Raw genomic sequence first — 21,340 nt, 5'->3', positions numbered from 1 at the left:
CCGGCAAATGCTCCTGAGCATTGCCGAGTACCGTATGCTAAGAGCAAATGCGACGAATGATTTTTATATGACGCGAGCCTGCTGGTTACGGCGGGCTCTTTTTTACGCCGCTAGAGTTTACGCTTACAAAAAGAGAGTGATAAACTAAGCCATTACATATAAGAATTGAAAAACCAGGAGAATGAGTCAATATATCTCATCTTCTGGTTTTTTGGTTGTGTGGTTTAAGCGAAAAACAAAGTGTTTTTCAGTGGCCTCGATAAAACCCCTCTTTATGTTAGGAAGAACTCACCTGTAATTTGAAACTTATTTGCCTACAGCTGCAGCTTTTGCGGCTGCTTCTTGTTTGGCTAATTCTGCTTGGCCTGCATCGGAGGCTGAATTGAAGACTTCAAATTTTCCTATTACCGTATCGCCATCAGACGCATATAATGGAATCTCTGAATATGCAGGGGCATTTTTCATTTTCTCCATATACGCAACGGCTTCCTGCGGATTCTGAGGTTGATCTTTGTCTAAATCAGCTTTCTTAATATATCCAATTGTTCCATCAGTTCCCTGAGCCTGTATCAAATCCGGAAATTGCACAGATGTGGATGCCATGTTGGTGCCATAGGTTTGTCCATGGGCATTTACTTTGTAGTTAGGAGCAACATTAGAATTATCCGAGTCTGCTATCGCAGATATTGCTCCAAGACTCAAAGAGCCTGCTAAAAGCCCTATAGCTAAAGCTATACCGATAGTAAAAATACCAGATTTTTTTAACATATTTTTCAACCCCCCTTCTTTAATTACTTTGTCTTGGTGAGTAAGCACACGGTTCTTCTAAATAACCACTCCCATTGTACATTCTAAAACTTCCACCGGCATAATATGTGCCTTTGACACTTGTATATGGAGAAGTAGCAGTTAACATTACCTGAGGAGAACTATTGTATGCCCAAGGGCTGTACTTAACACATGTCCCTGCGTCATTATACATATAAGCACTAACCCCCATATAACCTGTTGGCGCACTTCCATTTGTGCAGGACATTATAGCACTGGCAGAAGCAAAACTAGGAGATGTAGTAATTGTGCAATAACCGTTATAGATATACCCTCCATAATTCATACCAAAGTTTGTTACTGGGCTGGATGCTTGACCGGCATACGCCATGGTCGCAACAGAGAGAAATAAACCAAGAAAAAATAGTATGAAAGAAACTCTTAACTTTCTAATCATATTATACTCCTTTCTAATTTATACAGGCAAATTTTTCCTTCCAATACTAATAGACAACATAGATTACTTTTTGCAACACATATTTAGGATTTTTTTACTCCTGAGACTGTCCCTAAAACGGCAACGGCGCCAATTGGCACTTTTCGTATCAATATTATTTTCAACTGGAGCTAACCGACTACCCCCCTTTAAATTTAGACATAAATCAAAAATGCAAAGCAGGCAAGAAAGAATTAAGTTCTAAAATATATTTCCAGACTGGTTGCTAAACCCTTACTATTTTTCTTTTTACTCATTGAATTAGCTAATTCGATGAGTAAAAAGGAGGATACTGTAATGAGTACAAATGTTTATGGAGGCCCAGGAAACAAAGCGTATGCCGTGGTGGGATATCTCGATGCACTCGATCCCTACACTGTCCTATGGGAGGAATACGGATGGAAATTTATTGAATACCCATCGGGATCCAAAAAAAAAGAGAGCGTATCTGCCAGGTTGAGCATCTACCAGGACCTTAGATAATCCTCCGAGTGAGACGTTGAAGTAAGAATATTTCTCAGGGTTTTGACCTGTAACGGTCTGAGTTAGCCTGTATCTCCCATTTGTTGCAAGACATTCTTTAACTTTTGTGGAAATGGCACTCCCATTTTAGCAATATTTTCAAGTATACTGATCCCTTCATTAGACAAATAGAACATAATCAGCATCGTTCTTAGAGTACTTCCTGAACCGATAATGTATTGATTAATAATGTTTCCCAAGGCAATTAGGGCAAATATCAATATTTTTTTACATATACCTTTAAATCCGATATTACTCGATACTTTCTTATCAAAAATCGCCAATAGGACACCAGTTACATAATCAAATGCTACAAATGCGACCAGCGCATAAACCAGGGAATCAAGCTCACCTAGCAACCATCCGAAAACCCCGCCTACAGTGCAATCATAATTTTGAGATAATTTAAAAGCAAATCCACATTAATCCCCCCAATGCCCTTGTTGTCCAAACCATTTTGCTAATTTCTTCAGAGCCCGTTTTTTTGTCTTATTAACTGCTTGTCTGCTGATTTCATTAATAGCTGCGGTTTCTGCTACGGTATAGACCAATAGATAGATCTTTTCGACAACAGATAATTCCGATTCCGTCAGCAGATGATCTATCCCTGTTAATTCCAGTTCAAAATGGGTGTCCAACGTAACCAATGCAGCTTCAGCATAATAAAGTTGCAACTCCGTTTTATGCTTCGGCAAGTACAAGTTCGACCATACTAATGAACATGGGTGTTGGCGAAGCCGTTGTTACCGAAAAAGTAGCAACAGGTTCTTTCCGCAAAGGAATCGCCGGAAAAGTTGGCTCGGGGATAATTGAGGGATATGTAATTGACAATAATATGGCAGTAGTCCGTAACAGTGCCACCAATATTTACGCACGTTATGCATTAACCGCTTGGAGCAGTCCCTCTAAAACCTCAACCGTAGGCGCCGATATCCCCGCGGGAGCAAGGCTTAAAGCTGCAGGCGGTTCTTACGACGTTGACGCACTGCATGCATTTAATAACGGCGCTATGGTTCATATTAGCGGTTATTATAGTGGAAGTACCTTCATTGCAAGGAATTGTTACGTTAACACAAACTGGGCTTCAGGAAGTACTGGCAGTTACTATGTTTACTTTGGTTAAGACATCTAGTAAGTCCAAAAGTGAAAAAGGCGACCTTCGGGTCGTCTTCCTCTTTTATTTAACCATAACAAGCGACATAGTGTTGCAACATTTCCAAAAGTGCAAGTTGACATCAACCCAATGTAACGTAAATGGCGCTTCATTATAATTAGCAGACAATCTATGATTGATCTCTCTTCCGTTACAGACTTTTCTTCTGTCTTCAAATTTCCGAGTTTTTGCCGAGTTTTTGCCGTTTAACAAGTTGCTGAGGAAATATAATCAAGCTGAAGGGAGAAATATTACAGAACGGCTAAACTATTTTCTTGATTTTAGGGCCTTAGAAAAAAGTTACCAAGCAAGTTTACGAATATCCATATTTCTTCTCTTTGCTAATTAATCAGCTGGTTCAAAAAATTTTTAAAAACAAAGGAGAGATATTATGTCAGTAAAAGTAAATACCGCAAGCGCTTCAACTGTATATCATGGACCAAGTTCCAGCATTTATGCCTCTGTGGGCAGTGTTGGCATAGAGCAAGTCGAGGTCTTCGCCGTGGAAAAAAACTGGTTCTATATCGAGTACTACACCGGAGCCACTACCAGGAAAAGAGGCTATGTCCCGTACAACACAATCACGAATCCGGCTACTGTAGCGGCCAGCGTCCCGACCCGGTCTTTAACCGGCTATGCCGATGTTTCAACCCTAAACATTACGGTATGCACAGGTCCGGGAACCTCAACCACTTATCCATTACCCGGGAATGTCTATGCCACGGAAGGTTTCACGCGTTTTAATGAAACCAGTGGGAGCTACACGTATATTGAATACAGTACATCGTCTGGCACCAAACGTGGATACGCCTTGACCAGTCAACTTGCAAGCAGGAACAGGGGGGTGCTTGCGAACGTTTCATCATCTGCTACCATTTATACCGGTCCCCGCAGCAATTACGTAACCGGGGGAGGTGTTTACTCCGGAGAATACGTAGTTATCCTGGAAAAAGACGCTTCTTCCTGGTACTATATTGAATTTAACTCAACTTCCGGTAGAAAACGCGGTTACGTCGATCAAAACTTAATTACGCCATATTCTTCGACCAGCGGACTTGGATCACTGAAAACATTTCAAAATGCAGCTTCCGTCCAACAGAATGTGTATGTTTATGCCGGACCAAATTTAGGTTTTGCCTCTGTTGGCTCTTTATCCGCTGATGAGACTGTCTTTTGGATTGAGGGTGTTACTGCGGAGTCTGCCTATTCTTTTATCGAGTACACAACCTCCTCCGGTCAAAAACGGGGCTATGTGTCGGCCAGCGGTCTTCAGACTCTCACTGGAGCTGTCGTTTCGGTTGCAAACGCAGACACTGTTTATCTTGGACCAAGTGACATAAACTACGCGTCTGTAGGAAGTGTCAGCCAGAATGATCCGGTCCTGGTTCTTGGCAAGGAAAAATCGTGGTTCTATATTCATTACCCCACATCAAGCAATAAGAAAAGAGGCTATGTTCCATACGACTGTTTGAATGATCCCTCTACCGTTGCCGCAGGTGTCTCGGAGAGGACGTTTACGGGTTGTGCCGATGCAACCAACCAGGATCTGACGGTCTATACCGGACCGTCGAACAATTACGCCGCTTCTGGAACTGTCTATTCTGGTGAAGGGGTCACCCGCTTTAATGAAAGTCAAAACGGCTTCACCTATATTGAATTTAGCTCCCCCTCCGGAACGAAAAGAGGTTATGTCGATACAACGCAATTAGCAGGCAGGAACAGAGGCGTTCTGGCTGAAGTCACTTCCACTCCCGGCGCTGTCTATTGCGGCCCGGATACAACCTATTTCTTAAGCGGGGGGCTCTCACTTGAAGAATTCGTCGTCATCCTGGAAAGAGACATTTCTTCTATTTATCCGACACAATGGTATCACATCGAATACAATACTGCATCAGGACGGAAAAGAGGCTATGTCAGTCAAAATTGCCTGACTGCTGCAGGCTCTCTGAATTCTGTTCCGGCATTGCGAACAGGTACCGGGTTAGCAAAAGCTGTCGGGAACCAAACCGTATATACCGGACCAAATACCAATTTTACAACAATCGGCACAATTTTTGATAACGAAAGAGTAAGCATACTAAGCAGCGCCTCGGTAGAATCAGCCTATGCTTACGTCGAGTACAACACAGGTGGTTCGGCAAGCAAGCGCGGCTATGTATCGACAGGAGTCCTTCAGTCGACTTCAGTGACCCTGCCAACTATTTCCGTTGCCAATGTCGTAGAAGGAAGTTATGGTACCAGCGGCAACAATCGTTCCCTTAACTATTACAAAATTGGCAGCGGCAGCAATGTTCTGGCGGCGGTATTCGCAGTTCACGGATTTGAAGATGCCTGGGCGGCTGACGGCGAGGAGCTGGTCAAAATCGCTAAAACGACGATTGAAGAACTTGCTGCGGAAAACCTCTCCGCATGGACAATCTACGTTATTCCCTGCGCCAATCCGGATGGAATTCTGGACGGTTGGACAAATAACGGTCCTGGCCGGGCAACAGTCAACGCAGGTAAGGATATTAACCGTTCCTTTCCGTATACCAATAATAATGACTTTTATCCCTATACTAACAGCCGGAATTTTAACGGCTCATTGGCACTGGGTTCAGTTGAATCGCTTGCCCTTAGCCAAGCCTTGCTGCAATGGCAAAGCGAAGCCCAAACCATGGTTTTATTGGATGTTCACGGCTGGCTCAATGAATCTCTCGGGGATACTACGATCGGGCAATATTTCCAGACTCAGTTCGGCTCAACTTTTAGTCTTAGCACATTATCTAGTTCCGCCAAAGGCTATGTAAGTCTTTGGGGACAAAATAAAGGCATGCGCGCGGCGTTAATTGAGCTTCCCTTCCCCAGCTCATCACAAGATATCATTGACAGGGATTTTGCCGGGAAATTCGTTTCAGCTACGTGCAATATGCTGAACGCTATCGCTTCAAGTGTGGCCGTCACGGGCGTCACGGTATCTCCCAGCCAAGTAACGCTTGCTTACAATCAGACCCAGCAGCTTACTGCGACCGTGTCCCCGTCCGACGCAGCGAATAAGGCAGTAATATGGTCAAGCAACAATACAAATGTGGCAACAGTGAACAGTACTGGCCTAGTAACCGCAGGCGCAGCTTCAGGAACCGCAACGATCACTGTTCGGACTGTAGACGGCAGTTTTGCAGCAAACTCAATGGTGACCGTTGCCTCAGCATCTATTCCTGTTACAGGTGTAAGCATGAGCCCAACATCTGTCACTTTGGATGCGGGAGATACCCAACAGCTAACAGCTACCGTCGTTCCAGCCAATGCGACTAACAAGGCGGTTACTTGGTCGTCTAGTAATACAAGTATTGCAACTGTCAACAGTAATGGTCTGGTAACTGCACAGGCAACTGGATCAGTAACTATTACCGTAACAACAAATAGCGGAGGATTCACAGCAACAACGGCGATAACCGTATCTAATAATGGAGGCGTCCCTGTAGGATACAAAACCTATAAAGTGGGTGCTACGTTACCAAGCGGCGGTCCATTTGCTGGCTGGGCAGTAACTCAAGGATTTAATGACAAAGAAACAAATAACAAAGGACATCTGGGTTACGATATTGCCCTTGGAAGCACTGGCACCCCTGTAAAGCCCATATTCGGCGGAACTGTAGCATTTGTTCGACCTGATAATTCAACTGCGAACGGGAGAATCGTTGTCATCGAGCATAATTTAACTGGAGTCCGGACATTCTATTCCTCTTACTCACATTTAAACTCTACGAGTGTTAGTGCCGGAGACTCTGTGACAACCAGTACGACAATAGGCACTATGGGCGGTTCTGCAAGTGGCAGTAATTCAGGTGTCCCCATTCACGTGCACCTTTGTACCTATACTAAGAGCAGTTATGCTACTGATCCAATGGGCTATTGCAGCGCTACCGATCCAAACACCGGCTATCACCCGTTAAAGTTTGAACAAGCTGCCGGAAGCTACTACAACGACTATTACTATGGCGGGGATACGAGTAAGTTCCCTCGTTGCGGCGGATGTTGTTTTTATGATCCATTTGGGGTCGTCAGCACCGACGGTCAAATCATTGAAGCTTTTCACCCATAAGAAAGAAATAAACAAAGAACTGGCGAGGCAACTCGCCAGTTCTTTGTTTTGTGTCTTAGTGAAGATAACTTAGTCGATCGGGCTTGTAAGTAACATTTTGGACACATGATCTGTAGTATCAAACTCCAATTTAAATATTAGCCCTCCGTCACTGTACCAAATGTTTTTAAGACCGTTTTCGTCATACCAGATATACCCGGCAACTTCAGTATACACTGCCTTTCCATATAAAGTCTGGATTTTACCGTTATCCCCAGTCTTGCTTTCGTTTTTCTCATCAGGAAACTTGGCGATGGCCGACTCCAATGAATCACCCACTTTAATACCCCTTATGAAACTAAAATCTGGGCGAGTGATTTCTATGCTGCAAAAAGAGTAGCTCTTACCTGCACCTTCAGGATAGTAAAAAGACACTACTGTATCCGCGTATTTGCGTTTCATTGTCACATCGATACGTCCACCTGTTTCTGGCACCATTTCCACATCAACCACAGGGCCGAAAAGCGTATCTGCTTTCTCTATCGTTAAGTCCGAAGTAAAACCGATAATCTCTCTCGTAAAAAATGGCAGTTTGTACATTACCTGCTTCGTTTGGTCTGCAGAAACCTTTTTAAAAGATGTTGACAGCTGGGTTTGCTTCTGCTGGTCATAGGGAAGTAATTGGAGGTTATTATAGGTAATCTGCAGGTATCCATTATTGATGACAAGAGTACCCTCTACGTGCTGAAGCTTATTTGAGGATTCTTTCTCCCCTGCGGAATAGGAGGCTTTGCCATCCGAGTCCTTCTGGGCATACGTACTGAATCCTCCTTGTGTAATTTTTCCTTCTTCATCATATTCCACAACAAAAAGATGGAAATCAAACCCGTTTTCCGTTTCATTATAGACTTGGATTTGAGCAATGTTTCTGTCACCGTATGCATACTGCCAGACTCCTGTGAATTTTTCAACAGGTTCAACTGATTCTGCTGGTACCGTTGGTCCAGATTCCTCGGATGACTCCGATATCGCAGGTGAGTTTGACGGTGACATTGTACCAGGAACGGAGTTGGTGGTTGGGGTACAAGCAGCAAAAAGTAGAATTAAAAGCGCTAAGATCATTATTAGTTGGATAAGGGATTGAGATTGTTTTTTCATTCACCTTTCTTCCTCTCTTAGCTTCTTAAGATTACTCACTTAAAATCACTTTTAGTATACTTTGAACAGACTGAACAATGAAACTTGATTACTTATAATGTTCTTTCTTTTTTTTACCAATTATAAAAAAACACCACCAGTAATTCAAGCAAAAGATTTCATAAGCCGGCTTATTATTATATTAGGAAAGCCTTCATATATTGCAGAACTGTAAAAGCTAAAATTCGTTGTAGTCATTCTACAACACTCATTGATCACGTCCCGGCCAGTTTTTTATTTTGCTGTTTTATATTGACTTGTAAATGACATTGCATTCGCATACGTTCAAATCGAAATTTATAGGTCGATAACCCTTTGTGCCTTATCCTTAACTTTTTGATCATGGGTCACGATAATGACAGTTTTCCCTTCGGCATTCAGCGAAAGTAGAATATCCATAATTATTTGAGCGTTTTTGGCGTCCAGCGATCCTGTTGGTTCATCAGCTAAAACGATATCGCATTTTTTAAGAAATAAACGCGCCAACGCTACGCGTTGCTGCTCCCCGCCGGACAATGTATAAACCTTACTGTTCAGCTTACCTTCTAGCCCGACTCTTTCCAGCACGTCTTCAATCGTATAATTGGTTCGGCTGTCCGGCCTGATCAGCTCAAGGTTCTGTTTAACAGTTTTATTCTCTATCAGTGCAAAATTCTGAAACAGAAAACCGACGACAGAACGGAAATACGCTAATTTTTGCTTATTTGTCGTGTACTCCATTCCGTTAATTCTCAAACTTCCGGCGTCAATGGGCTCGATTAATCCAATCATGTTCAACAGGGTGGTCTTTCCCGTTCCGCTGGCACCGGAAAAGCAAACAAATTCCTGTTCCTTGATCAGAAAACTATAATCTTGAAACAGAGTCAAACCATCAAATTTTTTGGTGATACTAATTCCTTCAATCATAATACCCTTCCTTTTAGAATGGCAGGTACATTGGCTTTTTCCACTGTACTTGCCTTCTTAGCAATAAATATTAACTCAACCGCCAGCAAAATGAGCCCTCCCCAGATGAGATCGGCACCTTCGGCAATCCCTAAAAGCCCTCTAAGCAAAAACGCCAGGATGATGCTCACCAGAAAAACGACTAACGTGATAAGTATCAACCTCTTATTTCTGGCAAAGAGTGAGTATCCAAGTACTTTTTTCAGCGCCAGTTCCATTGCGTTGAACTGATACTCCAGTTTGATAATAAAACTGATCAGCGCGATTTCCAGAGCCAGCAAAAAGATTGATAAAATAACGACTAATTTCACATTGCGTAAGATAATCGCCCAATTATGTTCATAGATATCCAGGGCATTGGATTTGACCCTGATTTGATCAGACAGCTGATACTCCGTGATAAACTGATTGAAGTCCCGCTCGGGGATATTGTACATCGTATCATAGGCATAGTACATATCGTTACCTGCCTGATATTCATCAATTTTTTGAAGCGTATTATTGAAAATTATAATCGGGTTCGCCATTGGTCGGCTTACGTACTTGTTCGGCTGATTATGAATGCCCACTAGACTAACATCGCCGTCATATACTTTGGTCTTAACGCTTGAAAGAACATTTTTTCCAAAAAAAACATCGATCATATCTTTCGCGATAAAATATTCCTGAGAATCCTCCGACATACCGGACGGGATCAGTAAATAATAATCATCGTCGGCACTTTGGACCGCCTCCGCCAAGGCATAGCTCACTTTTGAGATTTCTGCAAACGAATTTTGATTTATTAGGATAACAGGGTACGGGCTGCGGAAATTAGCTGTCAAATCATTGTATTGCAAGGAATATTTTTGAAACCGTTTATAGAATTCTTGATTCATCATGCTTTCATCTGAAATTGTTTTGCCTAAGTGATTATTTACCCTGTAATTCAATTGATAGTAACTATAATCCTTATGTTCGGAAAAAAAATCATGCTGCTTATACATTAGATACCCTTGCGCCAGTACGGCGAAATTACTGGATAGAACAATGAGGGTAAGTACGGTGGTTATGAATTTCAGGATATAGTTGGCTGTAAGAAGTCCACCGCCTGAGCGTCTGGCTGCGATATCTTTTTTAAAGTTAACACGCAAAACGGCCGCATTAATCAAGGTATTAGCAATTATGAACACCAGAAAAGCCAGGGCCAATGCTTTAATTTTAAATAGTACATTGGAATTGGATAATAGGCCTAATATGAACGGCAAACTAAGGAAGGCACTGACCAGGATACCGATATCAGCCAAAGCATTTTTGCCGAAAACGGTTCGAACATCCTCCCCAAGGGTTATCCGCACCATGATCTCCTTCTTCAGGCTGATGATTTCATAAATCGTCAGCAGCAGGATCAAGCCAAAAACGATAGACCAAACCGCCAATAGATTCAGCCAAGTCTCTTTATCGGAACTGAACAATTTAGGGAGTCCGCCTCCGTATTTACCTACCAGGCTCGCTTTAAATAAGCGCATGGCTTTCAGTTGGGATTGATCGCCGATGTAATAACAGTCTTTGAACTTTTCCATCGTCTTAATCTTACTGAAATCCGCATATCTAACTTGTGTTTCTCCCATAAAAAGGCTGTTATGCTTTCCTTCAAGAATACCTTTGATTTGTAATGTTTTCAAAGCGTTGGGCGTGCCGAATACCGTGATCTCTTTGGCGTAGGCCGAGATAATCGTACTGTCCACAAAGAAGAAATCGACATCGTACGTCTTTCCTGCATTGAGAAAATCTTGGATGACTTCTTTTTCCCCGATGGCGGCTTCCCGATTCACAAAATCAAATCCCGACTGGTAATAGGATTCTTGAAAGCCGTCCAAGTAAAGAATGAACAATTCCCCATTAAAAATAAAGCCAATCGTGATTAATAAGTATATGACTATCAGTTTTATTTTCTTCATAATACAGAAAACCCTTCTAGATTAATTGTGGCAAATACGGAGCTGAAAAATGCCTCCATATCGTCATATCGTAATCAAACCTTCAAACTCACTTATATTATATCGAAAGTACATGAGCTTTCAATCTGATTGAATTGAAAGCCCCTGTATTATTCAAATACTATGCTTGTTGGTCAATACTCAATACGCCATACTATAATAATTCACTGTGTTTCCGGAATGTTGTACTTCAAGATCCGATGTATCATTTGCCCATACCCAAGTTCCATAATGAGCCCTATTTCCATTTACAATTTTCGAAGCATGTCTTACTATAAGCATACGCAACATAGAAATTTATTTTCCAGTAGTCACTACAGTTGGATCTCTGATATTTTTTTGATTACTTTTTCAGAGTAATACTCCAATCTCCCTCAAGATAATATTGGAAATTTTCAAGTGTAATATCCAGTGTTGTTTGCTCAGCAGGGAAATTAGGCAAACTGATTACTTCATAACGGGGTTCACCGTATTTATCGCTTTGCTCATACCCGGGATCAACAAATGTTGCTTCTCCATCAATCTGTAATGGAATGGCATTGTATTTCTGATCGCATGACCATGTAAAACCTGACAAACCATTCTTTATTGCCTTGTCAAATTTTTTATCAATAACAATCTGCAGTCCAGTTTTGCTGGGGTTTTCTACGGTTTTTTTACTCCCATCTGAACGTCTTACAACAATGGAATTTTCATTTACCATCCGCTGCAAAGCAACAATATTGACGTTGTAAGTGCCAATACTAACCGGCAGATCGACGGGAGTATTATCCCCTTCCGATGGAATTTCCAACTTTAGATCCACCTTTTTATTCTCATTATCAGCAAGAATTATATAGGGAATTACTGCTTCTAAATCATCCTTTAAACGAGCTTCAAAATAAAATGTATTTTGGGGGACATCTTTATCCTGAGAGGATACAGGAAGATATTTTTTGCCTTGTATGTCGACAAGATAGATATTACCGTAAGTTAATATTTTCTTATTATCGTCACTTAATCCTATCAGTTTGACTTCAAGCAAATTATCTTTATACTGTGTTAAAGCCGCCACACGTATACCATTTTCATAAGATACATTGCCGAAATCCTCAAAATGCTCAACCCCCTCGACCTTCGACATAATGACCGGCACTGTTAGTCCTCCGATTAACAAATTAAAACGATCAACAACACGGCCAAATTGAAAGCTTGCAGAGCCGATCCACTCATAATCAGAAGATCCTTTCTCCCCGTCACCCATGGCATTAAATTCAGTAAGCTTACCCTTATTGCCTTTGCTGTCAGTGACCAATTGAGTATCGTTTTGTTTCCATTCTACAGGAATATTACTTCTGATTACAGCTTTGACAACATTGCCGTCAGTGAAACAGGAGAGAATTTCAATTTTTTGTCCATTTTCAGATTGAAAAATAATACTGCTATCGACTAAAGCATAGGTTTCAGCATCATTACTATCCACAATAACTGCATTTAAACCTGGTATATACTTTTTTAGCGGCTCAAAAGCCTCAGAAATATTACTATGAAATAAAAATACGATGCACATTACTACTGTAGCAAAACTTACAGTACAAATGGCAGCTCGTTTATAACCAGACGAGTAAGATTTGGGAGCCTTGCTCTTGCTGGCCTTTGTCTTAATCCTTTCTTTAAGGGAATCTGTAACTACAATGTGATTAAGTTTATCTTCAATGATTTCATTCAGATTGTCGAACTTGTCCATGATAAGACCACCTTTCCATACTTTGTTTCAATTTTTCTCTGGCCCTGCTTAGTCTCACGGCAACTGTAGATTCTTTCATTTTAAGAATTTCAGCAATCTCATTAATCTTAAATTGCTGATAATAATACAGAAAAATAACTTCTTTATGCTTTGGACTTAAGTTCATGATTTGTTCCAGAATTTCGCCGTTGTCTCTTTCCAAGACTAAAATATTGTTATTACAATTCTTCATTAAATGCTCGTCGATTTTGTCAACCGTGATGACTCTTTTAAACCATGAAGTCCGCAGATAATTTTTACATACATTCATGGCGATACTAATGAGCCAAGTTCTTTCACTTGCTTGTCTATTATAAGTCCCATATTTTCTGTATGCTTTGATAAAAGTATCCTGTAGGGCATCCTCTGCCAGGTGAATGTCTTTTAGATATAACCAGCAGAGACGAAGAATGTCATCACCATATTGATCCATCATTTTTTCTAAATCTGGTATATTTACAGGCACCGCTTAACCCCCTTTCACCTATTAGACACATCTTATTGCCAAAACCTTACATTATTATATATTACTTATAGCTTTTTGATTTGAAATTTAACACGTTGCTCAAAGAAGCTTAAGTGTTTGTAATACAAAAACTTATTCATGAATTTCAAGCACACGTTACCAGCATTTAGAAGAAAAATAAAGCTAAAAATTTAGGGTGCCCTGACTGATGTAGCAATTTTTGCAACACTTTTCGCAGAAAAACGTATATCACTATATTTTCCTGATGTTAAATATTCAAGCTGAGAGGTTCACTGTAACACCTACACGGGGCACGAGGTTATCATAAAAACCACGTCAAGCCTAAGCTCTGGCACTACCGCCTGAAGGCGCTCAGCCCTGCGATGCTCCAAGAGTTCACCAACGACATATACCTGCACGGGTATTTCAAGAACATGCTCGTGAACATCATGGGCATGCTGAACGCGGCGCTCGACTACGCCGTCCATCCCTACGATTCATCAAGGACAATCTGTTCTGTTACATGAACAGGCCTCGCTCGCTACCGAAGCCGATCTGCGGCTTGCAGGGGTTGTCACCCCGCTTCACATGGTTAACGTCGGGGTTTCCAAATTGTACCACATCATCATTTAAAATAGGAATTTTCTCACAAGCAGATTCGACCCAAAAAGTCAAATTGCTCAAAAATAAAAATGCTGCCAATCGTCTGAATAAACGATGAACAGCATCAATTTTTTCTGCCGCTTTACATTTTATATTAGGAAATAAAATAGCCTACATCTCGTACATCTTTTTGCGCAGCGCCTGGATATCTTCACTTTCCAGATATTCGTCGTACGTAATCTGCTTGTCGATGATCCCGTTCGGCGTGATTTCAATGATCCGGTTGGCCACGGTCTGAACAAACTGGTGGTCATGTGACACAAACAGAATCGTCCCCTTATAATTGATCAGCCCGTCGTTCAAGGCAGTGATCGATTCCAGGTCGAGGTGATTGGTCGGTTCGTCAAACAACAGCACATTGGCGCCGGAGAGCATCATCTTCGCCAGCATGCAGCGGACCTTTTCGCCTCCGGAAAGCACTGCTGCTTCCTTCAGCGCTTCTTCGCCGGAGAAAAGCATTCTGCCAAGCCAGCCTCTGACAAAGGTTTCGGTCTGGTCACCGGAATATTGTCTGAGCCAGTCGACAAGGCTCAGATGAACATTGTCAAAATAGGCCGCGTTATCTTTCGGGAAATAGGACTGGGATGTGGTGACGCCCCATTTGAAGTCTCCGCTGTCGGCAGTTGTTTCCCCGATTAATATTTTGAACAAGGTTGTCTTGGGTAGACCGTTAGGACCTACAAACGCAATCTTATCGCCTTTGCTGACAATAAATGAGACGTTATTCAGGATCTTTTCCCCTTCTACTTCTTTGCTGATTCCGTTCACGGCCAGCAAGTCATTCCCTGCTTCCCTGTCCGGTTTAAAATCAACAAACGGATATTTGCGGGATGACGGTCGGATATCCTCCAGAGTCAGTTTTTCCAGAAGCTTTTTACGGGATGTGGCCTGTTTGGACTTGGAAGCATTGGCACTGAACCGCTGGATAAACTCCTGCAATTCTTTTTTCTTGGCTTCCGTCTTTTCATTAGCGTCTCTCATCTGCTTCAACGCCAGCTGGCTTGATTCGTACCAGAAATCATAGTTACCAACATAAAGCTGAATTTTGCCGAAGTCGATATCGGCAATATGCGTGCAGACTTTATTTAAAAAGTGTCTGTCGTGAGAAACGACGATGACGGTGTTCTCAAAGTTATACAGAAAGTTTTCGAGCCAGGTAATGGAGGCAATGTCGAGGTGGTTTGTGGGTTCGTCCAGCAACAGGATATCTGGACTTCCAAATAGGGCCTGGGCCAAAAGGACCCGGATCTTTTCATTGCCGTCGAGTTCCTTCATCTTTTTATCGTGGTACTCTTCGCCAATACCGAGTCCGTTTAAGAGGGTTGCCGCTTCGGATTCGGCTTCCCAACCGTTCATTTCTGCAAATTCCGCTTCCAGCTCGGCGATCTTCATGCCGTCTTCTTCGGAAAAATCGGGTTTGGCATAGAGAACTTCTTTTTCATCCATAACCTCACAGAGCCTTTTGTGGCCCATCATGACGGTTTTTAAGACCTCAACTTCGTCAAATTCAAAGTGGTTCTGCTTTAAGACAGCGATTCTTTCACCGGGGTCAATCGAGACATCTCCTTTATTGGCTTCTATCTCACCGGAGAGAATTTTTAAAAAGGTCGATTTGCCGGAGCCGTTCGCACCGATGAGACCGTAACAGTTCCCGGGGATGAATTTAATATTGACGTTTTCAAATAAAGCACGTCCGCCGTAACGAAGAGATATTCCAGTCGTACTGATCATTTTATTACCATCCTTATTCGTGCAACCAAGTCGCCATTATAATACAATCAAGTAGTCATTATAACATACGTAATCAACGTTTGTCGAAGGATTATAATTTTGCAGCAGCAATTTTTTCAGCAAGGTCGTTCAGATAGATCCAGCGTTCCATCTTGCCGGCAATGGCACATTCCAACGCTTCTTTCTCGGAAAGTAATTCCTGCAATTTGGCATAGTTACTGGTCTCCCGCGAAATGGTTTCATCCAGTGTACGCAAGTTTGCTTCGAGCTGTGCAATCTCTTCTTCGATCTTTCTGTATTCCTGTTCTTCCTTGTAGGTAAACTTCAATTTTTTCCTGGGTTCGGCGGTTTCACCCTGGGGATCACTACAATTAAATTGGTCTGAAATGCCTATGTTGCTTGAAGTGATTATAGTATTTGAAGTACTTGAACCACTTGAAGGACTGTTTCTTTTAGAACTATCTTTTTCTTCTCTGCCCTTATCCGTAATTTGTTCCTGATAATCGGAATAACCGCCGACATATTGCCGCAGTGTCCCGTCTTCCTGGAATTCAAAGATCCGGTCTACGACTTTATCCAGGAAATAACGGTCATGGGAGACGACGACCACAGCACCGTTGAAGTTCTCCAGGTAATCTTCCAAAATGGTCAGCGTCTCTATATCCAGATCATTGGAAGGCTCGTCCAGCAGTAGGATGTTCGGGGCTTTCATCAGCACGCTGAGCAGATAAAGTCGTCTGCGTTCGCCGCCGGAAAGCTTGGCAATGGTATTCCACTGTAAATCAGCTGGAAACAGGAAGCGTTCCAGCATTTGCGTGGCTGTCACTGTTCCGTCCACCGTCTCAATGTTTTCGGCAATACCCCGAATATAGGCGATGACACGCTGAGAGGGGTCCATCTCTTCGCTTTCCTGTGAAAAATAACCGATCCTGACGGTTTCCCCTGTAACGATCGTCCCGCTGTCCGGCTCAACCAGGCCCATGATCATTTTTAACAGCGTCGATTTGCCGCAGCCGTTTTTGCCAACAATGCCGATTCTGGCGTCACGCAGAATGATATGGTCAAAATCCCGGATCAGCATTTTTCCGGTATAGGATTTTGCGATATGGTTCATTTCAATGGTCTTTTTACCAAGGCGTGATGCCACCGAGCTGAGGTTCAGCTTCTCCCCGGCTGTTGGTCTTTCTCTCTCACTTAATTGCTTAAATCGTTCAATCCGTTCTTTGCTTTTCGTCCCTCTGGCTCTGGCGCCGCGGCTGATCCACTCCAGCTCCGTTTTGTAGAGGCTGCTGGTTTTTCTTTCCGTGCTGATTTCCATTTCTTCGCGCTGAGCTTTCAGCTCCAAATACTTGGTATAATTCGCCGGATAGCTATAGAGGTTTCCCCGGCTGATCTCAATCATCCGGTTGGTCACCCGATCGAGGAAATAGCGGTCGTGCGTGATCATAACAATCGCTCCGCTGTATTTGCGCAGATAATTTTCCAGCCAGAGGACCATCTCATTGTCCAAATGGTTGGTCGGTTCATCCAGAATCAAAATTTCGCTCGGTTTGACCAGAGCACGCGCAATCGCAACGCGTTTCTTTTCTCCGCCAGACAAAAAGCTGACATCCATTGAAAAATCCGTAATGCCCAGCCTGGTTAAAATCGACTTTGCTTCATATTCCATCAAGTCCTGGTCTTCGGATGAGGCTCCCAGAAACACCTGTTCCAAAACCGTCAGATGTTCACCGAATATGGGGTTTTGCGGAAGATAACTGATCCTGACGCCGGAAGCCATCGTCACCGTACCGGCATCCGGCGTTTCAATCTCGGCGATGATCTTTAAAAAAGTTGATTTCCCGGTGCCATTAGTCCCGATCACACCGATTTTATCTCCCTCATTTATGAATAGAGACATATCTTTTAAGAGTTTTTTCTCACTATAACTTTTCGTAATCTTTTCTGCCGATAATAGAATCAAATGAAGCACCTCACACTGGCTAAAAATAGTTTCGCATTCTCGCGGTAAAATAACTCCTTGCAAAGGCAGCCAATGTTAAAGATATCATATCGCACCTAAAATTTCTAATAACATTATTCCTGAATTAAAAAATCATAGATTTCCGTGGTTAGATTGGTAAGTGTATGGCCTGCCTCGGGTAGAATATTGATCTTACCCTGCGGAACCAATGTTTCCATCCGCCGAGCAGTCTTCGCCGAATGAAGCATGATATCTTTGCCGCCGACAAATAAAACTACCGGCATCGTCAAGGACTTCAGTTCCTGATCGGGAAAAATGGGTATCATTTCACGGCGAAAGTTGAAACTCTTGCCAATCAGCAATTGATAATCCAGCACGATATCGGGGATAGGCTGATTACCATTCACTTTATAGAAAAGTTTTTTTAGTCCGCGATCTCCAAAACACATATAGAACATCGCTGTAAAAAGGAAAGAACCCTTTTGCGGTCCGACGCCGGATGGGCAAAGCAAAACAAGCTTTTCTACTTTTTCCGGCCGGAAAACAGCATACTTGATCGCGAGCCAGGCACCTAAAGAAATCCCGATTATACTTGCTTTATTGATCGCTAACGCTCCAAAGACATCATCAAGCCACTCCGCATAAGCAGAACTGTCGAAAGGCAGCTGTTCTTCGGCACTTTTCCCAGGTTCCCCTGGAATATCGACGGCCGCGAAAATGCTTCGTATAGGTCGGCATATCACCCAGCCACATCACGGAATTCATCCCGCTGCCATGGAGAAGAATCAGCGGCGGCGCGTTCGGATCGCCTCCTGCTAAAACAAACGTTTTGCCATACCGGGTAGTCAGATGGATCATCTCATATTGCGTTGACCATTGTTCCAATAAAGCATCATATATCCTGAGAACTTCTTTTTTCCCTTCCGGAGTACGGAAGGCCATTCTGTTTTTCATAGCTTTCCCTCCATTCGATATTCATCTGCCATTTTCTTCTTGTCGTGTATTCATTGCTGGAAATCGCTGCCGAGCTTATTCCGGACCGTTTCCAGCCAGCTCAGTTCACTTTCATAGGATGAAATGATATTCTCTTGAATCATCCCCCACATAGTAAGTTCCCTTCTGCTTCTGGCTGGTGAAAACCTGCCTCTGCGGCTTTTCTCTTTTTCCAGGATGATCTGCATTTTTATTTGCTCTTCATATGCCAACAACAAATTTTTCAATTCCTCATCATTCAGGAGATCCGACCAGGCAAGCTGTATCAGAAATGTTTTTTTGATTTCCGCGATTTCCGGCGTTGAAAGCACCCATTTTTTCAATTCTACGATCCCCTCTGCCGTGATCGTATAGATTTTTTTGGCAGGTGAACTTTCCTGCATCTGGATTTCATTGGTCACAAAACCCAGGTTCAGTAGTTCAACCAAGGCTTTATAGATCTGATTGTTATTGCCGGACCAATACATAAACGATGAATCCTGAATAATTTTTTTCAGATCATACCCCGTCAGAGACTGCGTACTGAGAATTCCCAGAATCGCATAATTAATGGACATCATCATGGACATCATTTGTTCGTCTTCACTTCCATTTTAAAAAATACAGTAACATATGTTATTAATAACATATGTTACTGTATTTGTAAAGTGCTATCCCATTTATAAAGAGTTTTAATATCAAATCAGGTCTAATGCCTAATGCTTGTGATGCATATCCGGTGCATGATGATGCGCATGTTGTATGGTTTCATGTTCGTGCGGATGACTGTGCTCCCCTGTCGTAAAATCAGCGTGAACATGGCTATGATGGCCGTCACCATGATGATGGCGATGGTCATGACACAACGCTTCATGACGATGTTGATGGTCATGTTTCTCCCTAGCCGCATAATAGGCCCCGAATATCATTAGAATGGCTGCAATGATAAAATTACTTGTTATGGGTTCTTTGGCGACAATAAAAGATAAGCCAACGCCAATAAACGGTGCAACAGCATAATAGGCGCTTGTTCTAGCCGCCCCGAGGTCTCTCTGGGCTCTGACATAGAAAAGGATACTGAGGCCATAAGCAAAGAATCCCAGTATCAGCGTAAAAAGAATATAGCTGTAATCGGCTGTCATTTGTTTGGTGACAAAGGCAATAAGCAAGGAGCCAGCTCCAGATCCCAATCCTTTAATGACGACAATCTGCATAGGATCTTTCAGCGAAAGCATTTTCGTAAAATTATTCTCTAATCCCCAGCAGAGACAGGCCAGTAATACAAATATTGAGCCTGCGGAGAATGACAGTCCTTGAAGATCTTTTAGTGATAAGAGTATGCTGGAAGCAGTAATGAGAATGATTGCCGTCCAGAGCCTTGGCCCGATTGTCTCCTTAAAGAGCCACAAGGCAAGAAATGCCGTCGCCGCGATTTCAAAATTGCTCAATAGAGATACATTAGCAGCCGCAGTCGTAGTCAATCCGACCAGGAGCAGGATAGGCGCACTCATATCCAAAAGAACCATTCCAATTGTAAAGGGCAGATCCTTCCTGGCAATACCTGCTTCTTTAGATAACGGCTTATTTACTTTAATTATCAATCGCAGCACCAACATGCCGCTCCCTGCACCCAGATAGAGAAGCGCAGCCATCATGATCGGTGATAAATGGGACAATAGCAATTTGGACAATGGCGTGCTTATCCCGAAAAGTGCGGCTGCCAGGAGTGCCTGGAATACTGCAAACTTTTGTTTCTGCATCGAAAACTCCCTGCCTTACCTTGTCATAATCTCCGCGTTACGTGATGACATTTTGAAGTCAGTTAATACAGGTCCGACCTTCTCTGGGCAAGAAGCGGCAATTCACGGCGTACTTTTGTAACTTCAGCCAGGTCCAGATCCTGCATAATAAAACCTTCCCGTTCATCCATTTGCTGCAAGACATTCCCCCATGGTCCGACCATGATCGTGTGCCCCCAGGACGTATATCTGGCTTCCGGATCACGGGCTGGAGCAGCGCCCACCGTAAAAACCTGATTATCCACTGACCGGGTACGGAAAAGGATCTCCCAGTGGGCCGGACCGGTCGTCATATTAAAGGCTCCCGGCACAATAATGATCTTCGCACCCTGATCAACCATAAGCCTCGCCAGTTCCGGAAAGCGTAAGTCATAGCAAATACAGACTCCAATCGTTCCGAATTCCGTGTCAAATACAGTGGCCTTGTTTCCAGGGCTTAAGGTATCCGATTCCCGAAATTGCTGTCCGCCCTCAATCTCGATATCAAAGAGGTGAACTTTGCGGTGTTTGCCTATTTGCCGGCCTTGGCGGTCAAACACGTACGATGTATTATATATCTTGTTCTCCGGATCTCTTTCCGGCATCGAACCTGCAACGAGGTACATTTTATACTGTGCCGCCAGAGATGAAAGCTTCTGCCAGCATGCCCCGCCCTCTTCCTCTGCATAATCAGGAAATAAAGACGTCTGATACGGACAGTTAAACATTTCCGGAAAAATGACCAGATCGACATTCCCTTTAGCCAGGCTGTCCAAATGTTGTTGGAGACGGTTGAAGTTCTCCATTTTGTCTGGAGATACTTGTAACTGAAGCGCTGCAGCTCGAACAATAGACAAGAAGATCCATCCTTTACACGTT

The 21,340-nt window shown here is 42.9% G+C and carries 17 protein-coding genes and 1 pseudogene; 3 read left to right on the top strand and 15 right to left on the bottom strand.

Annotated features, from left to right (window positions below; all coding sequences use genetic code 11):
* Nucleotides 1–306: 306 nt before the first annotated feature.
* Together OKX56_RS08490 and OKX56_RS08485 are read right to left on the bottom strand one after the other, a co-directional pair.
* The gene (locus OKX56_RS08490) at nucleotides 307–768 is read right to left on the bottom strand and encodes a hypothetical protein (RefSeq protein WP_019226119.1); all 462 of its coding nucleotides are present in this window, start codon (nucleotides 766–768) and stop codon (nucleotides 307–309) included.
* 19 nt (nucleotides 769–787) lie between these two features.
* Entirely contained in the window at nucleotides 788–1,225 is a 438-nt protein-coding gene (locus tag OKX56_RS08485; RefSeq protein WP_019226118.1) for a hypothetical protein, read from the bottom strand.
* A gap of 336 nt (nucleotides 1,226–1,561) precedes the next feature.
* Here OKX56_RS08485 and OKX56_RS08480 point away from each other — a divergent pair, with 336 nt between their 5' ends.
* Nucleotides 1,562–1,747 carry an SH3 domain-containing protein gene (locus OKX56_RS08480; protein ID WP_019226117.1) on the top strand — a complete coding sequence of 62 codons (186 nt, stop codon included), beginning with the start codon at nucleotides 1,562–1,564 and terminating at the stop codon, nucleotides 1,745–1,747.
* A 62-nt stretch (nucleotides 1,748–1,809) separates the two neighbouring features.
* On the opposite strand, the gene OKX56_RS08475 is transcribed toward OKX56_RS08480, so the two are convergent.
* Nucleotides 1,810–2,145 carry a phage holin family protein gene (locus tag OKX56_RS08475; protein WP_019226116.1) on the bottom strand — a complete coding sequence of 112 codons (336 nt, stop codon included), beginning with the start codon at nucleotides 2,143–2,145 and terminating at the stop codon, nucleotides 1,810–1,812.
* A 63-nt stretch (nucleotides 2,146–2,208) separates the two neighbouring features.
* A complete protein-coding gene (locus OKX56_RS08470; RefSeq protein ID WP_019226115.1) occupies nucleotides 2,209–2,433 on the bottom strand; it encodes a sigma factor-like helix-turn-helix DNA-binding protein in 225 nt (74 codons plus the stop codon).
* On the opposite strand from OKX56_RS08470, the gene OKX56_RS08465 reads away from it, so the two are divergent.
* The gene (locus tag OKX56_RS08465) at nucleotides 2,433–2,909 is read left to right on the top strand and encodes a hypothetical protein (protein ID WP_019226114.1); all 477 of its coding nucleotides are present in this window, start codon (nucleotides 2,433–2,435) and stop codon (nucleotides 2,907–2,909) included. The genes OKX56_RS08470 and OKX56_RS08465 overlap by 1 nt on opposite strands.
* A gap of 421 nt (nucleotides 2,910–3,330) precedes the next feature.
* A complete protein-coding gene (locus OKX56_RS08460) occupies nucleotides 3,331–7,023 on the top strand; it encodes an Ig-like domain-containing protein (RefSeq protein ID WP_020424308.1) in 3,693 nt (1,230 codons plus the stop codon).
* A gap of 69 nt (nucleotides 7,024–7,092) precedes the next feature.
* Here OKX56_RS08460 and OKX56_RS08455 read toward each other — a convergent pair whose 3' ends face one another.
* The 11 genes and pseudogenes from OKX56_RS08455 to OKX56_RS08400 form a co-directional block, all read right to left on the bottom strand.
* Nucleotides 7,093–8,160: a hypothetical protein gene (locus OKX56_RS08455; protein ID WP_019226113.1), complete on the bottom strand. Its 1,068-nt coding sequence runs from the start codon at nucleotides 8,158–8,160 to the stop codon at nucleotides 7,093–7,095.
* A 336-nt stretch (nucleotides 8,161–8,496) separates the two neighbouring features.
* Nucleotides 8,497–9,105: an ATP-binding cassette domain-containing protein gene (locus OKX56_RS08450; protein ID WP_019226112.1), complete on the bottom strand. Its 609-nt coding sequence runs from the start codon at nucleotides 9,103–9,105 to the stop codon at nucleotides 8,497–8,499.
* Nucleotides 9,102–11,084 (bottom strand): DUF1430 domain-containing protein, encoded by a 1,983-nt coding sequence (locus tag OKX56_RS08445; protein WP_019226111.1) that lies wholly within the window; start codon nucleotides 11,082–11,084, stop codon nucleotides 9,102–9,104. Before OKX56_RS08445 ends, OKX56_RS08450 begins: the two co-directional genes overlap by 4 nt.
* A gap of 382 nt (nucleotides 11,085–11,466) precedes the next feature.
* Entirely contained in the window at nucleotides 11,467–12,849 is a 1,383-nt protein-coding gene (locus OKX56_RS08440) for a hypothetical protein (RefSeq protein ID WP_019226110.1), read from the bottom strand.
* Nucleotides 12,824–13,354, bottom strand: a complete 531-nt coding sequence (locus OKX56_RS08435) for a sigma-70 family RNA polymerase sigma factor (protein WP_019226109.1) — start codon at nucleotides 13,352–13,354, stop codon at nucleotides 12,824–12,826. The genes OKX56_RS08440 and OKX56_RS08435 overlap by 26 nt, the downstream gene beginning before the upstream one ends.
* Nucleotides 13,355–14,128: 774 nt before the next feature.
* Entirely contained in the window at nucleotides 14,129–15,748 is a 1,620-nt protein-coding gene (locus tag OKX56_RS08430) for an ABC-F family ATP-binding cassette domain-containing protein (protein ID WP_019226108.1), read from the bottom strand.
* A 91-nt stretch (nucleotides 15,749–15,839) separates the two neighbouring features.
* A complete protein-coding gene (locus OKX56_RS08425) occupies nucleotides 15,840–17,711 on the bottom strand; it encodes an ABC-F family ATP-binding cassette domain-containing protein (protein ID WP_019226107.1) in 1,872 nt (623 codons plus the stop codon).
* 113 nt (nucleotides 17,712–17,824) lie between these two features.
* A pseudogene (locus OKX56_RS08420) lies at nucleotides 17,825–18,665 on the bottom strand (alpha/beta fold hydrolase).
* Nucleotides 18,666–18,715: 50 nt separating this feature from the next.
* Complete coding sequence (locus OKX56_RS08410) at nucleotides 18,716–19,276, bottom strand: PadR family transcriptional regulator (RefSeq protein ID WP_019226106.1); 561 nt, start codon at nucleotides 19,274–19,276, stop codon at nucleotides 18,716–18,718.
* 123 nt (nucleotides 19,277–19,399) lie between these two features.
* On the bottom strand, nucleotides 19,400–20,443 hold the full coding sequence (locus OKX56_RS08405) for a DMT family transporter (RefSeq protein WP_019226105.1): 1,044 nt from the start codon (nucleotides 20,441–20,443) through the stop codon (nucleotides 19,400–19,402).
* A 62-nt stretch (nucleotides 20,444–20,505) separates the two neighbouring features.
* A complete protein-coding gene (locus OKX56_RS08400; RefSeq protein WP_025205727.1) occupies nucleotides 20,506–21,318 on the bottom strand; it encodes a carbon-nitrogen hydrolase family protein in 813 nt (270 codons plus the stop codon).
* Nucleotides 21,319–21,340 lie beyond the last annotated feature (22 nt).

Source organism: Dehalobacter sp. (assembly GCF_030063005.1).
Taxonomy (GTDB): domain Bacteria; phylum Bacillota; class Desulfitobacteriia; order Desulfitobacteriales; family Syntrophobotulaceae; genus Dehalobacter; species Dehalobacter restrictus.
This window is presented reverse-complemented; position numbering and strand designations above follow the sequence as displayed.